This window comes from Ruegeria sp., from assembly GCF_965243365.1.
GTDB lineage: Bacteria > Pseudomonadota > Alphaproteobacteria > Rhodobacterales > Rhodobacteraceae > Ruegeria.
On the sequence record NZ_CBDEUW010000002.1, the window covers coordinates 3,233,488 to 3,248,627 of the forward strand.

At 57.5% G+C, this 15,140-nt stretch carries 12 protein-coding genes and 1 tRNA gene; 10 read left to right on the forward strand and 3 right to left on the reverse strand.

Going from position 1 to position 15,140, the window contains the following annotated elements:
- Positions 1-330: 330 nt before the first annotated feature.
- Complete coding sequence (locus ACP0GE_RS19740; RefSeq protein WP_424833605.1) at positions 331-1,443, reverse strand: Ppx/GppA phosphatase family protein; 1,113 nt, start codon at positions 1,441-1,443, stop codon at positions 331-333.
- 239 nt (positions 1,444-1,682) lie between these two features.
- Between ACP0GE_RS19740 and ACP0GE_RS19745 the strand changes: the two genes are divergently transcribed.
- The 6 genes from ACP0GE_RS19745 to ACP0GE_RS19770 all read left to right on the forward strand — a co-directional run bounded on the left by ACP0GE_RS19745 (position 1,683) and on the right by ACP0GE_RS19770 (position 5,812).
- Positions 1,683-1,979, forward strand: coding sequence for a virulence factor (locus ACP0GE_RS19745; RefSeq protein ID WP_170373668.1), 297 nt, complete (start codon positions 1,683-1,685; stop codon positions 1,977-1,979).
- Between the two features lie 26 nt (positions 1,980-2,005).
- Positions 2,006-2,932 carry a methylenetetrahydrofolate reductase gene (locus ACP0GE_RS19750; RefSeq protein WP_424833876.1) on the forward strand — a complete coding sequence of 309 codons (927 nt, stop codon included), beginning with the start codon at positions 2,006-2,008 and terminating at the stop codon, positions 2,930-2,932.
- A gap of 9 nt (positions 2,933-2,941) precedes the next feature.
- The gene (locus tag ACP0GE_RS19755; protein WP_424833606.1) at positions 2,942-4,003 is read left to right on the forward strand and encodes a methyltetrahydrofolate cobalamin methyltransferase; all 1,062 of its coding nucleotides are present in this window, start codon (positions 2,942-2,944) and stop codon (positions 4,001-4,003) included.
- 126 nt (positions 4,004-4,129) lie between these two features.
- Entirely contained in the window at positions 4,130-4,954 is an 825-nt protein-coding gene (locus ACP0GE_RS19760) for a polyphosphate kinase 2 family protein (protein ID WP_424833607.1), read from the forward strand.
- Between the two features lie 45 nt (positions 4,955-4,999).
- Positions 5,000-5,073: transfer RNA gene (locus tag ACP0GE_RS19765), tRNA-Gly, on the forward strand.
- 13 nt (positions 5,074-5,086) lie between these two features.
- Positions 5,087-5,812, forward strand: a complete 726-nt coding sequence (locus ACP0GE_RS19770; RefSeq protein WP_424833608.1) for an FkbM family methyltransferase — start codon at positions 5,087-5,089, stop codon at positions 5,810-5,812.
- Between the two features lie 62 nt (positions 5,813-5,874).
- Here ACP0GE_RS19770 and ACP0GE_RS19775 read toward each other — a convergent pair whose 3' ends face one another.
- On the reverse strand, positions 5,875-7,920 hold the full coding sequence (locus tag ACP0GE_RS19775; protein ID WP_424833609.1) for an ASKHA domain-containing protein: 2,046 nt from the start codon (positions 7,918-7,920) through the stop codon (positions 5,875-5,877).
- A gap of 216 nt (positions 7,921-8,136) precedes the next feature.
- On the opposite strand from ACP0GE_RS19775, the gene guaB reads away from it, so the two are divergent.
- From guaB to ACP0GE_RS19790, 3 genes are all read left to right on the forward strand, one after another.
- Positions 8,137-9,585 carry an IMP dehydrogenase gene (gene guaB / locus ACP0GE_RS19780; RefSeq protein ID WP_424833610.1) on the forward strand — a complete coding sequence of 483 codons (1,449 nt, stop codon included), beginning with the start codon at positions 8,137-8,139 and terminating at the stop codon, positions 9,583-9,585.
- A 38-nt stretch (positions 9,586-9,623) separates the two neighbouring features.
- Complete coding sequence (locus ACP0GE_RS19785; protein ID WP_424833611.1) at positions 9,624-10,790, forward strand: RsmB/NOP family class I SAM-dependent RNA methyltransferase; 1,167 nt, start codon at positions 9,624-9,626, stop codon at positions 10,788-10,790.
- Between the two features lie 111 nt (positions 10,791-10,901).
- On the forward strand, positions 10,902-13,193 hold the full coding sequence (locus tag ACP0GE_RS19790; RefSeq protein WP_424833612.1) for an ATP-binding protein: 2,292 nt from the start codon (positions 10,902-10,904) through the stop codon (positions 13,191-13,193).
- Between the two features lie 5 nt (positions 13,194-13,198).
- Here the strand turns inward: ACP0GE_RS19790 and ACP0GE_RS19795 are convergent, their stop codons facing one another.
- Positions 13,199-13,792: a gamma-glutamyl kinase gene (locus tag ACP0GE_RS19795; protein ID WP_424833613.1), complete on the reverse strand. Its 594-nt coding sequence runs from the start codon at positions 13,790-13,792 to the stop codon at positions 13,199-13,201.
- Between the two features lie 190 nt (positions 13,793-13,982).
- Between ACP0GE_RS19795 and recA the strand changes: the two genes are divergently transcribed.
- Positions 13,983-15,050 (forward strand): recombinase RecA, encoded by a 1,068-nt coding sequence (gene recA, locus ACP0GE_RS19800; RefSeq protein WP_424833614.1) that lies wholly within the window; start codon positions 13,983-13,985, stop codon positions 15,048-15,050.
- Positions 15,051-15,140: the final 90 nt, after the last annotated feature.

Below are 15,140 nucleotides of genomic sequence, written 5' to 3' on the forward strand. Positions count from 1 at the left end.
GGCCTAGCTTCTTATTATCAGGTCTGGCCAGGGGGAAGAGATATCAAACGCCAGCCATCCAACGCCATTCATGAGGTGCGAAATGGCAGTGGGTCGTTCCCGAGGCGTGTTGTCGAAGCTACGCAACAAATCGCGCGCGTCCGGCGCCTGTGAGGCCGGGACAGCGATGTGAATGCCGCCAATCGCCAAAGCCCAATGTGGGATCATGTTGACAAGGTTGAACCCCGGGCAAAATACATCATACCCAGCCGCTTCAAGCGAACAGATTGTGGTGGAGGCCGTGCTGGTGCGATAAGCGATCGCTATTATTGTCCAGTCCTCAATCGGCAATCAGAACGGTCCGTCTTCCAATACACCATCCGCGCTCATCTGCGCATAGAGCAAACCCTCGCGCAGGCCCCGGTCCGCCACGGAAAGGCGGTCGGTGGGCCAGCATCTGAGCAACGCCTGCAAAATTGCCGAGCCGGACATGATCAGGGCCTGCCGATCATCGCCGATACGCGGATCCCGGCGACGGCCCTGAGGGCCGAGTTCCAGATAGCCTCGTATGACCTTGTCAATCTGATCGCTGGTCATGCGCAGCCCATCGACCTTGGTCCGGTCATAACGCTTGAGCCCCAGATGCGAGGCCGCGACGGTAGTGACCGTGCCGCTGGTTCCGACGATCTGAAACCCTTCGCGGGTTTGTTCATCCTTGTAGGGCGCGAAATCGGCCAGATTCTCCTCGAAAAACCAGCTCATAAGGGCGAAACGCGCCGAGTCGTCCTCAACGTCGTTGAACTGGTCCCGCAGTGTGGCGACACCCAAGGGGACACTGATCCAATCCACCACCTTGGCGGCCGGAAAGGGGCTGTCGGCGGTATGGAAACCGTTATGCAGCCGCATGATCGCCGCAGGGCGGTCGCGACGTGGCACGGATGAGATGTCAATCCACACCAACTCGGTTGAACCGCCGCCGATATCGACGACCAACAACTGTTCCGTCTTGGTCGAGACCAGCGGGGCACAGGAGATGACCGCCAGACGCGCCTCTTCCTCGGGCTGGATAATCTCAAGCGTCAGACCGGTCTCTCGTTTGACCTGCCGAATGAACTCGCGTGAATTCTTGGCACGGCGGCAGGCCTCGGTCGCGATCAAACGCATCCGTCTGACCTTGTTTCGCTTCAGTTTCTGCTGGCAAATCCGCAGCGCTTGAACGGTGCGGGACATCGACGCCCGCGACAGACGTCCGGTACGTTCCAGACCCGCGCCCAATTGCACGGATTTGGAAAAACTATCGACCACATGAAACCCGCTGCCCTTGGGCTGGGCTATCAACATGCGGCAGCTATTTGTCCCCAGATCCAGTGCCGCATATAATGCATCCGGATCGGGTCTTGCCGGCGCGGGGCTTTCGACCGCCTTCGGGAACGCGCCCGCACCTTTGGGACGCTTGGGCGCCATCGTAACGCCCTCCGATTTTCGAGTTACCCTGACCATAGGTCGCGCATTCCGATCACGCAAGACGCTCATTAAAGTCATGAAGATTTTGATGTGAAGCCTGGGGTGATCTTAGGATACAAGCCCGGTACACCACTGTGGGCAAAAACGTCGCTGGAAATGCGTCGGGTGTCGAAATTCGACCGACCCGAGCCCACATTGAAGTTTAGAACCAGCCCATCGGGTTAGGAGGAATCACAGTAATGCCTGACGTCACCATCGTATATTGGCGCGATATTCCCGCTCAGGTCATCGTCGGCAAAGGCCGTCGGGGTGCCAAGCGGCAGTTGGAAGAACGGTTCGAGCAAGCCATCGACCGCGCTGCCATGAAGGTGAATGCCAAGGACAGTGATGCTTACCTGGCCGAATGGCGCAAGGCCGAGCCTTTTGCGGTTGAGGGCGACCCGTCCGAGATTGCCGAGGCGCAGGCGGTGCGTCTGGAAACGGAATACGATCAGGACCGCATCAAGGCTCTGATCGCCAATGACGGTTGGGCATGAGCCCGAGACAGCTATGGGAGGCCGCAATGGCTTTGCTGAACTTCAAGAAACGTGATGCGGTCGAAAACGGGCCGGTGAATCCGACCGTCGAAGCCTTTTTGCAAGGCTATTCGATCGAGGTGATGCCCCGCACCGCTGAAAAGGTCGAGGATTTCCGCGCGCTGCTGCCCGAAGGCACCCGCGTGTACATCGCCCATATCGAAGGTACTCCGATTGAGGATATGGTGAAGACGGCCAAGCGCCTTGCGGATGAGGGCTATCCGGTGATGCCGCACTTCCCGGCGCGGATCGTCAAAGATGCTGCGACGCTGGAAAACTGGATTTCAATGTATCAGGGCGAAGCAGGGGTTGACCAAGCGCTGCTGCTGGCCGGTGGCGTTGCCAAGCCGCATGGCGATTTTGACAGCTCGATGCAGTTGCTGGAAAGCGGTCTGTTCGACAAGGCGGGATTCAAGCGTCTTCACGTGGCCGGTCACCCTGAGGGCAACAAAGACATCGATCCGGACGGTTCAACTAAAAACGTAGACGATGCGTTGCGCTGGAAGCAGAAGTTCAGCGAGACGACCGATGCCGAGATGGCGTTGGCAACTCAGTTCGCCTTCGACGCCAAGCCGATCATCGCCTGGGCCGACAGCTTGAAAGAGGCGGGTATCGACCTGCCGATCCATATCGGCATCGCAGGCCCGGCCAAGCTGCAAACGCTGATCAAGTTTGCCATCGCTTGCGGTGTCGGCCCCTCGCTGAAGGTTCTGCAAAAGCGCGCCATGGATGTGTCGAAGCTGCTGCTGCCCTATGAGCCGACCGATGTTGTTACCGAACTGGCCAACCACAAGGCGGCCAACCCGGATTTCAACATCACCAACGTCCACTTCTTCCCGCTGGGCGGGATCAAGACCAACGCCAACTGGGCGATCAATAATGGCGGCGCTTCGGCGAAGCCTGCAAATGCTTAAGGAACGGACATGACCCGTACAGTCGTAGAATCAAAAACAAAAACTGCCGTTCTGGGCTTTGACGAACCGTTCTGCGTGATCGGCGAGCGGATCAATCCCACAGGCCGCAAGAAACTGGCCGCCGAACTGGAAGCGGGCGATTTCTCGACCGTTGAGAAAGACGCGCTGGCGCAGGTTGCGGCAGGCGCAACCGTTCTGGATATCAACGCGGGCGTTGTCTACAACTCGAACCCCAACCCGAATGAGACCGAGCCACCACTGATGCGCAAGATCGTCGAACTGGTGCAGGGGCTGGTCGATGTGCCGCTGTGCATCGACTCGTCCGTTCCCGGTGCTCTGGAAGCCGGGCTTGCCGCGGCAGAAGGCCGTCCGCTGCTGAATTCGGTCACGGGCGAGGAAGAGCGCCTGGAACTGGTTCTGCCGCTGGTCAAGAAGTACAACGTTCCTGTGGTGGCGATTTCGAACGACGACACGGGTATCTCGGAAGACCCCGATGTGCGTTTCGATGTTGCCAAGAAGATCGTTGAACGTGCTGCCGACCACGGCATCCCGGCCCACGATATCGTTGTGGACCCCCTGGTCATGCCAATCGGCGCGATGGCGACTGCTGGCAATCAGGTCTTCGCTCTGGTCCGTCGTTTGCGCGAAGAACTGGGTGTGAACACCACCTGCGGTGCGTCCAACATCTCGTTTGGTCTGCCGAACCGTCACGGCATCAACAACGCCTTCCTGCCGATGGCGATGGGTGCTGGCATGACGTCCGCGATCATGAACCCGGTCGCGCTTCCGGTAACGCAGAAGAAGATTGCCGAGAAGAAAGAGGCCGTCGCCGCCGCCGGTATCATCCTGCCTGAAGGCATGGACGATGAAACTTTCGTTCAGATGTTCGGCCTGGGCTCGACCAAGCCGCGCGCTGGTAAGGAAATGGAGGCCATCCGGGCCGCGAACCTACTGACCAACAATGACGCCCATGGTGGGGAATGGATCAGGTTCAACAAATCGCCGGATGAGGCCGGTGCAGCTGGTGCAGCCGGAGGTCGACGCGGCGGTGGCCGTCGCCGCCGCGCCTGATCTGCGGAACTTACGAGCTATTGGGGCCGGGCTATCAGCCTGGCCTTTTTCTATTGATACGGATCAATGTCGCCGTGGCTTTGTCCCTTCAGAATGAGGTAGATAGAAACTGTCTCAGGTGCGCCAATGTCCCATCACCCGCCGAAACTGTCAGATGCCGATTTGTCCAAGCGCTTGGGGAAGGGGACGTATTTGGAACAGCTGGTCGAATTGCAGGCCAAGCTGGCACTGATACAGCAAGCCTTTCTGTTTCACGGCCTCAAAGGTGTGTTGGTGTTTGAAGGGTGGGATGCCGCAGGCAAGGGGGGCACGATCCGTCGCATCAGTCAGGCGCTCGATCCGCGCAGCTTCAAGGTTTGGCCCATTGGCGCACCGCGCAATTATTACCTGAACCGCCACTATCTGCTGCGCTTCTGGGAACGCCTGCCGCCCGAGGGTGCTATTTCCGCCTTCGACCGCAGTTGGTACGGTCGGGTTCTGGTTGAACGGATCGAACATTTCACCCCGGAAGAGCGCTGGCGCGCCGCCTATCGCGAGATCAACGAATTCGAGCGTATGCTGGTGGATGACGGCACGCGCATCGTTAAACTGTTTTTCCACATCTCGGCAGACGAGCAAATGGAGCGATTTACGGAACGCCTTCGTAATCCGATGAAACGATGGAAACTCACCTACGAAGATTTCCGCAATCGTGAAAAATGGTCGGAAACCGAGATTGCCGTGGACGAAATGCTGGCCCGCACGTCGACCGAGCGTGCGCCGTGGCACGTTATTCCGGCGAACAACAAGAAATACGCGCGAATCAAGGCAATGGAGGCGATCGTTGACGCATTTTCAGACGGTGTCGACCTGGCCCCGCACCATCTGGATCGCAAAACGATCGAGGCTGCTGGGCGTGTGCTGGATGTGGATCAGGACCTGATCGACAGTTTGCGCGCACGCACGGATTGATCCGTCTTGAACCCGGACCCACAGCAAGGTATCCAATCAGGCGCGGCGGGTATGATGTAATGGTAGCCTGTCAGCTTCCCAAGCTGAACGCGCGGGTTCGATTCCCGCTACCCGCTCCAGAGGATTTAATTCATGAAAAACGAACTCACTTTACGCGCCCAGAAGCTGATCAAGGCGGGCGGTCCCGTAGGTGCGTTAGCAAGATTGTCCGAAGTTGCCGACCCGAAGGGCGTAGTTTTTGATATCGGCGTTAACTTCGGTACCGTCGCGCGGCATCTGATCCGGATTTTTCCCAACAACCAATGCTATCTTTTTGAACCTTTGCCGCAGCAGGCCGCTTACGTGACCGAGCGGTTCAGCACGTTTGACAACGTAAATGTTGTGGAAGAGGCATTAAGCGACAAGCCGGGCCGGGCAACGTTGAATGTTGGGAAAAGTCTCGGAACATCCTCTTTGCTATCGATGAACGATGCATCCCTGGAACAGCACCCCGAGGCCGAAGTTGATACTTCGATCGATGTGCAGCTCAACACGGTCGATTTGTACTGCGAGGCCGCAGGGATCGATCACATTTCATGCATGAAAATTGATGCCCAGGGCTCCGAGCTGAGTATTTTCAGGGGCGCGAGCCGCATGCTGTCCGAGCAGCGCGTCGATATGATTATGTTCGAATGGTTCGCCACGCCGCATTACGAGAATTGCCCACTGATCCTGGATTTGTGGTCGGAACTGGATCGCCATCACTACTCCATGTTCGATATCTTTCCCGGTCGCCATTTCCGCAACGGACAAAGGCGCTTTGGCGACGCCGTCTTTATCTCGGACAAGTTTCGTGAGGAGCGCCTGCCACTTCTCTAGGCGTTGGCGAATTCGCAGTTCGACCGGTTTCGGTGTAGCAGCGGCCGGTTACCGAGAAATCATCATCCTCTGCGACGGCGGCGGCGTCCTTGTTTTTCCTCACCACCGCTTCCGGTGTTGAATGAGGGCGATGGCAGGGAGACGACCTGTGCCAGTTCCGGGAACGGGTCGGTCTTGTGCGGGATTGCGTTTGCCGCAACAAAATGTTCCTGAAACTTGGGCTCGATGGCGGTTTCCACCTTCGTGATCTCGCGCACAACACGCTCGATCTCTGCCCGCGATCCAATGTTGCAAAGTGCAATCCGCGCGCCGGTGCCCGCGGCGTTGCCCGCGCTTGAGACCTTGTTCAGCGGCGCATCTGGGATCATGCCCAGAACCATCGCGTGTTTGGTCGAGATATGGGCGCCAAAGGCCCCGGCCAGCACCACCCGATCCACCCGGTCGACCTCCATCTCATCCATCAGAAGACGCGCACCTGCATAAAGCGCGGATTTGGCCAGTTGGATGGCGCGTATATCGCCTTGGGTTACGGTGATGCGCGGACCGCCCTCGGCACTGGCGTCATGGATGAGGTAAGCGTGGGTCCGACCTTCGGGAACACAGCGCGCAGTACCTGTTTGTTCGGCAGAGCCAATCAGGCCGCTTTCGTCCAACAAGCCAGCGATACGCATTTCCGCTACGGCTTCGATGATCCCCGAACCGCAGATGCCGGTGATTCCGGTGGTGGCGATGTCTTGATCGAACCCGTCTTCGTTGGACCACTTCTCGGATCCAATGACGCGGAACCGGGGCTCTTTGGTGACCGGATCAATTTCTATCCGCTCGATAGCGCCGGGGGCTGCACGTTGGCCCGAACTGATCTGGGCCCCCTCAAAAGCCGGACCCGTGGGTGAGGAGCACGCCAGGACGCGATTTGTGTTCCCCAGCAGGATTTCTGCGTTTGTGCCAACATCGACGATCAGGACGAGGTCTTCGGATTTGCCGGGTTCCTCTGACAAAGCCACGGCTGCGCAATCTGCGCCCACATGGCCTGCGATACAGGGCAAAATATAGACCTGCGCGCGCGGGTTCATGGTGGTCAGGTTCATCTCGTGGGCGGGCAGGGACATTGACTCGGAGGTTGCCAACGCAAACGGAGCCTGACCGAGTTCGACAGGGTCCAGACCCAATAGCAGATGATGCATCACCGGGTTACAAACAAATACCGTTTCCACGATCAGCGTCGCATCGATACCGGCCTCTTCGGCGATTGAACTTGTCAGATCATTGATCGCCTCGCGTACGGCTTTGGTCATTTCCTGATCGCCACCGGGGTTCATCATCGCGTATGAAACACGGCTCATCAGGTCTTCACCAAAGCGGATCTGAGGGTTCATCAGACCTGACGAGGCTTTGACCTCACCGGTCTCAAGATCAGTTAGGTGCGCGGCGATCGTGGTCGAGCCTAGGTCGATGGCCAGGCCGAACAGACCGCTTTCGTGCAGTCCGGGCCAGATTTCCACGATGCGGGCGACACTGTCCTTGTGACCTTTGTGAACTGCGACGGTGACTTCCCATTTGCCTTTGCGCAGAACCGGTTGCAGCTTGGACAGCAGCGACAGATCGGCAGTCACGGCCTCGATGTTCCATTGCTCGCGCAAGGCGCGCTCTAGCCGTTCCAGATCGCCGGTTGGGGAATGCATGTCGGGTTCTTCCGCCACCACGAAATACAGCCGGGTTGCCGGGTCCATGGTGATCGCACGCGCAGCGGCAGCTTTGCGGACAACCTGACGGTGCACCTGGCTTTCGGGCGGGACGTCAATAACCACATCACCCTGAACGGACGCCTGACAGCCCAGACGGCGGCCCGGTTTCAGACCACGTTTGTCGTTATACCGCTGCTCGACCGCGTTCCACTCGCTCAATGCGTCTTCAGAGACTGTGACCCCATGCTTGGGAAACTCACCGTAGCTGGGCGTGATCTGGCATTTCGAACAGATCCCGCGCCCGCCGCATACCGAATCCAAATCCACACCCAATTGACGGGCGGCGGTCAGAATCGGAGTGCCCACAGGGAAATGCCCGCGTTTGCCCGAAGGAGTAAAGACGACAAGAGGGTCGGTAGTCATGATTGGCCAGCCATTTCATATTCGCGCTTTTGCCGCAAGATATGGGTTTGTGCGCAAAGGGAAAGGCCAAACAGCGGCAGGTTTGGCGCGGTGAGCGTCGTTTTCGGTTGCGGCATCAGCGCGTGGGGCAAAACTACTTGGTGACGGGGGCTTTCCCTTACCTTCAATCCATGCAATAGGGTCACCGTCAAACGGGCTTTTGCATGGGGTTATCAGATGCAGATTCGTGAGGCACTCACCTTTGACGACGTTCTCCTGGTTCCGGGCGCATCCACAGTGCTTCCCGCGACGGCGGATACGACCACGCGCGTAACGCGCGAGATTACCATGAATATTCCGCTGCTCAGCTCGGCCATGGACACAGTGACCGAGGCGCGAATGGCCATTGCTATGGCGCAGGCAGGCGGCATCGGGGTGATTCACAAGAACCTCTCGGTCGAGGAACAGGCCCGCGAAGTGCGCCGGGTGAAGCGGTTCGAATCCGGCATCGTCTATAACCCTGTCACTTTGCGTTCGAATCAGACCTTGGCGGATGCTCAGGCACTGGTCGAGCGTTATAACTTCACCGGGTTTCCGGTGGTGGACGACACTGGTCGGGTTGTGGGTATCGTCACCAACCGCGACATGCGCTTTGCGACCTCGGACGATACTCCGATCAAGGCGATGATGACATCGGACAATCTGGCCATGTTGCAGGAACCGGCTGACCTGGAAGAGGCGAAAAGCCTGATGCGCGCGCGCCGGATTGAAAAACTGCTGGTGGTCGATGGGGAAGGCAAGCTGACGGGTCTTCTGACGTTGAAGGACACCGAGCAGGCGGTCCTGAACCCGACAGCCTGTAAAGACCAACTGGGACGCCTGCGGGTTGCTGCCGCGACATCGGTCGGAGATGCAGGATTTGAGCGGTCGGAACAGTTGGTTGACTCTGGCGTCGATATTATCGTGGTCGATACTGCGCATGGCCACTCCAAGGGTGTTCTTGAGGCCGTGACCCGTGCCAAGACATTGTCGAATGAAGTTCAGATCATTGCGGGCAATGTGGCAACCGCCGAGGCCACCAAAGCGCTGATCGATGCTGGCGCGGATGCGATCAAAGTTGGTATCGGTCCGGGCTCGATCTGCACCACACGCATGGTTGCTGGCGTCGGTGTCCCACAGTTGACCGCAATCATGGACTGCGCGGTGGCGGCTGGTGATGTACCGGTCATCGCAGATGGCGGCATCAAGTTCTCAGGCGATTTTGCCAAGGCAATCGCAGCCGGTGCGTCCTGTGCAATGGTAGGATCAATGATTGCAGGCACCGATGAAAGCCCCGGCGAAGTGATCCTGTATCAAGGCCGCTCGTTCAAATCTTATCGGGGTATGGGCAGCATGGGGGCCATGGCCCGTGGTTCGGCAGATCGGTATTTCCAGAAGGACGCTGCCAACGACAAACTTGTGCCCGAAGGGATCGAAGGGCAAGTGCCTTATAAAGGATCGGCGGGTGCAGTGATTCACCAGTTGGTGGGCGGTCTGCGGGCTGCGATGGGTTACACGGGCTGCGCCACAGTGGAAGAGATGCGTCGCAACTGCAACTTTGTGAAGATCACAGGCGCCGGGTTGAAAGAAAGCCATGTGCATGATGTTCAGATCACGCGCGAAAGCCCGAACTACCGGGTAATGTGACGCCGTAGGGCAGCCGTAATAAAGGATCGGAAATCTCGATGACACCGGCTGCCCGTTTTCAGGCTGCGATTGATATTCTGGACGACATACTGTCCGGCGCACCTGTCGAAAAAGCACTGACCGGCTGGGCGCGGCGAAGCCGGTTCGCAGGGTCCAAAGACCGCGCGGCCATCCGCGATCACGTCTTTGACGCCTTGCGGTGCAAGCGGTCATTTTCTGCCCTTGGCGGAGCAGAAACGGGACGGGGGTTGATGATCGGCCAGCTTCGCGCCAAGGGGCTGGACTTTTCACAGATATTCACCGGGGATCGCCACGCTCCGGAGCCTGTAGCGGCTTCAGAGTCGCCGAGGGAGTTCAGCGACGCGGCGGAACGCCTCGATATCCCTGGTTGGCTATGGCCAGAGTTTCAGAATTCGCTGGGAGAACAGGCCGAGGCTGCCGCGATGGCCTTGCAAACCCGTGCTCCGGTTCATTTGCGCGTGAATTTGTTGCAGGGCGATCAGGCCAACGCGGTGCGGCTACTGGCCCAAGACGGTATCGAGACGCGACCGCACTCTGCCTGTTCAACTGCGTTGGAAGTCACAACAGGTGCACGTAAGGTCGCGCAAAGCCGGGCCTATAAAAGCGGGCTGGTCGAGCTACAGGACGCAGCCAGTCAAGCCGTGGTTGCGTCCCTGGATATCCGGCCCGGGATGAGGGTGCTGGATTATTGCGCTGGCGGTGGTGGCAAGGCATTGGCGCTGGCAGCGCGCGAAAAATCCATTGTTGTGTACGCGCATGATGCCAACCCGGGGCGCATGCGTGACATTCCGGCGCGGGCAGAGCGGGCAAATGCGAAAATTGCAATTTTGACTAGTACGGAAGTCGAACACCATGCCCCGTTTGATATCGTTCTGACGGATGTTCCGTGCTCTGGTAGCGGCTCCTGGCGCCGCGCACCGGCTGGGAAATGGTCATTGACCCGGGAAACGCTGGAGACTCTGACTCAGGTTCAGTCCAAAATTCTCGAAACGGCTGCGCCATTAGTGGCGGCGGACGGAACGCTTGCCTATGCGACTTGTTCCATGTTGTCGGTTGAGAACGATGCGATGGTGGACAGATTCCTTGGCAACCACCCTGAATGGACCTGCGGATACCGTAAGTCGTGGCACGTTTCCCACGGCACAGACGGGTTTTACACGGCTCACTTGACGAGAAAAGAATAGGCTGAAAAGCAACCCTTGGGTGAATTTAGAATGTCTGATGCACTTGTTTGTTAAGCGCCGGTTAACCAATTGGCCCGAAAACTGCCCTGGTTCTGTCACGCTGAGAAGTTGATGCCCGATACAATTGAGAATTTTTCATCGCGTCCTTCTGAAAGGGAAGACACCCGTTGGCGTGTGATCTCTTTGTGTCTGGTGGCGGCTTTCTTGTGTAGTCTTCCCTTCGTTGGGATGTTCCCGGATCAATGGGACGCTGCGTTGACCGTTGTCGGGCTGTCGTTTTTGTTGGTGGTCCTCGTTTATGCGCTTTACGTGGTCGTCGTCGCACGCATCGATGCTCGACAAGCCCTGGTTCTGAGCGCGATGATTGAGGCGGAAGATGATGTCTGTCTTATCACCAACAGCCACGGAGACATACGGGTCGCGAATGCGCAAGCGCGTGACAGGTTCCGGATTTGCAAAGGACAGACGCTGGACGCTTGCCTGAATTCACTGCTTGCAAATCCCGGTGTCATTTTACTGCGACTTCTGGCTCGGACACGCGATCAGAGCCACGCATCCGAGAACATTGTCACGCAGGGGCAGGCTACCCGGATCAGTGTGACCCGGATTGAAAACGGCTTGTATTTCTGGCGGATCGCGCTGGACGCCGAAAGACCCTGGAATGACATCCCGTTTCCCATTCTGACGCTGGGACACGAGGGCGCAGTCGTTCGCGCCAACCCCGCTGCACAAGATCTTTTAGAAGATAGTGTAACCGCCGCGGGTCGGATCATTTCAAAGTGCGCCGCTTTGGATGGTGGGGCGCTTCGCCTGCAAACGAAAAAGGGTTCCGCTACGATGGTCGCGACCTTGTTGCGTCAGACAGGCGGGGATCGGGATATCCTGCTGGTTCCCGTGGCCGGGTCAGAACCGGATGGCGGGACGAAATCCTTTGCCGATTTGCCGGTGCCCATCATGCGACTGTCGCCTGCCGGGGAAATTCTGGAAACCAACCGACCAGCGTCTCGATTGATCGGGGAACTCCCGTCAGGGCCAACCAGGTTAGAAGATATCATGCAGGGGCTCGGGCATCCGATTCAGGACTGGCTGGCTCGCACGGCGGAACAGGACTTGCCGCCGCATTCAGAATTTCTACGCCTGACACGAAGCGACAAAGAAGTTTTTGTTCAGGTCACGTTGTCGCGCACCATCTGGGATGGAGAGGTTTGCCTGATTGCCGTTTTGAACGACGCAACCGAACTCAAGACGTTAGAGGCGCAGTTCGTACAGGGGCAAAAGATGCAGGCGGTCGGGCAGCTGGCCGGAGGCGTGGCGCATGATTTCAATAATCTGCTGACAGCAATTTCCGGGCATTGCGATCTGCTGTTGCTTCGCCACGACCAGAGCGATCCGAACTACGGCGATCTTGTCCAGATCAATCAGAATGCCAATCGGGCGGCCGCATTGGTCAGTCAGCTTCTGGCCTTTTCACGCAAGCAGACGCTTCGGCCTGAAGTGTTGGATCTACGCGATACAATCTCGGACCTTATTCACTTGTTGAACCGGCTGGTCGGGGAAAGGGTACGGCTAACGCTCAGCCACGATCCAGTGTTGAAGACTGTTCGGGCAGATAAACGGCAGCTTGAGCAGGTTTTGATGAACCTTGTCGTCAACGCCCGTGATGCGATGCCCGAAGGTGGCGAGATACGGATCGAAACAGAGGTCGTAGCCCTGGATCAGCCCATGACCCGTGATCGTGCCACGGTGCAGCCCGGTGAATACGTCACGGTCAAGGTGATCGACAGTGGCATCGGCATACCTGCGGACAAAATCCAGAAAGTGTTTGAACCGTTCTACACCACCAAACGCACTGGCGAGGGGACCGGTTTGGGCCTGTCCACCGTTTACGGGATCGTAAAGCAGACCGGTGGTTTCATTTTTGTCGACAGCATTCAGAATCGCGGAACAGAGTTCACGGTCTATCTTCCCGTTTGCACTGCCCGGGAAATATCGGAGCCCGAGGTGGAGGCTCCACAGGGCGTGCAAGGTACCAAGCAGGGCGAAGGTGTCGTACTGTTGGTCGAGGATGAAGCTCCGGTACGCGCCTTTGCCACGCGTGCTCTGCGGCTCAGGGGCTACACGGTGCTTGAGGCCGACTCGGCCGAAGCCGCTCTGCGCTTGCTTGAAGACGAATCCCTGTCGGTAGATGTCTTTGTGACCGATGTGGTTATGCCGGGCATGGATGGCCCAACTTGGGTGCGGCAGGCAATGGAGACCCGACCAGATGTGCGGGTGGTCTTCATGTCTGGGTATACGGAAGGAGCCTTTGGCGATTCCGGCCCCGAGATTGAAAATTCGACCTTTTTGCCAAAGCCGTTTTCCTTGAACCAACTGACCGAAGCGGTTTTTCAGCAACTGAGCTAAGCGGCTTATTGTGCTGACGCGTGGAGCTGAAATTCTGCGGCATGATCGCGACGAAATTGTTTCTCGACTGCTGGCGACAAGGTGAGATTTTGTTTCGGTGAAACGTTTTCCTGCGGAAGTTGGATGCTGCAGCCTAGCCTGTTTTCAAGGAAGTTCAGTATTTTGTCCTGACTTTCGTACTTGAAGACATGTGTCGCTCCGGCGCCGTTGCTACGGGTTTGAAAAAACTCGGTCTGGCTACCAACGTCGGCAAACGCAGGGCGATTCTTGCGCAGGTAAGCCTGAACAAACGCCTCAAAACTCACTTCGGTCGTGGAATTCGGGTGACCGTCCAGCTCTGGTCGGCTTCGGTATCGGTACCAACTACCCAGCCAATCAATGGGTTCGCGCACCACTGCCAGGATTTCCATTTCGGTATCGAACATCTTTTGGAAGATGTGTTGGAAAAACCTGTCATAACGGCGGACGGTAGCGTGTTTCAGTTCGGGTGGACCTGCAATAACCATGTCCGCCCGATCGCGGAGCGCCGTCAGGTAAGCTGAACTTCCGGTTTTGGGAACAGATAGAAACGCAAGGCGTTCTTCGTAAAAAACAAGCATTTTTCCCTTTACCTTCAATACGTTTCACTTTTCAGATTGTCGTAAACGACTCTTTAATACAATTGCCCAACAGTGAATTTTGTAAGTTTTTATTGAAATGTTCTCTTTTTGATCTCATAAGGAACAAGAGGCGAACAAAGCAGCGATTGCCGCCCGATCAAGGGTGTGACAAAAGGAAGGCGACAGGACAATGGCGGATCTTCTGACGATGAGCGACAAGAAAAACGCAGACAAGCAAAAGGCGCTCGACAGCGCGCTGGCGCAGATCGAACGGCAGTTCGGCAAAGGCTCGATCATGAAGCTGGGCGAGGATGCCAAGCAGGATATCGAGGCAAGCTCGACCGGCTCACTGGGGCTGGATATTGCGCTGGGAATCGGTGGTCTGCCGATGGGCCGGATTGTTGAGATTTACGGGCCTGAAAGCTCGGGTAAGACGACGCTGACCCTGCATTGTATTGCGGAACAGCAAAAGCGTGGCGGTGTATGTGCGTTCGTCGATGCAGAACACGCGCTGGACCCCCAATATGCGCGCAAGCTGGGCGTCGATCTGGATGAGCTGCTGATCTCGCAGCCCGACACTGGCGAGCAGGCGCTCGAGATTACTGATACCCTGGTGCGGTCGGGTGCGGTGAACATGGTCGTGGTCGACTCGGTTGCGGCGCTGACGCCAAAATCCGAGCTGGAAGGCGACATGGGTGACAGCAATGTGGGCGTTCAGGCCCGCCTGATGAGCCAGGCAATGCGCAAACTGACCGGTTCGATCAGCCGTTCGAACTGCATGGTCATCTTCATCAATCAGATTCGGATGAAGATCGGCGTCATGTTCGGCAGCCCGGAAACGACGACTGGTGGTAACGCGCTGAAATTCTACAGCTCGGTCCGTCTGGACATCCGGCGTATCGGTGCAATTAAGGATCGCGACGAAGTGGTCGGCAATCAGACCCGCGTCAAAGTCGTCAAGAACAAGGTGGCTCCGCCCTTCAAGCAGGTCGAATTCGACATCATGTATGGCGAAGGCATCTCGAAAATGGGTGAGCTGCTGGACCTCGGCGTGAAGGCGGGTGTGGTCGAGAAATCGGGTTCGTGGTTCAGCTACGGAGATGAGCGGATCGGGCAGGGGCGTGAGAATGCCAAACAATATCTGCGCGATAATGCCCGCGTGGCGCTGGAGATCGAAGATAAGATTAGGGCCGCGCATGGCCTGGATTTTGACATGCCACCGGGTGTGGCCGAGGATGACGATATCCTGGAGGCTTAGACACTCGCTGACGGGAACAGCAGAAATCCCCCGGTGCCCCGATGGTGCCGAGAATACTAGGAACAGGGCGGTCCATTGGGACCGTCCTGT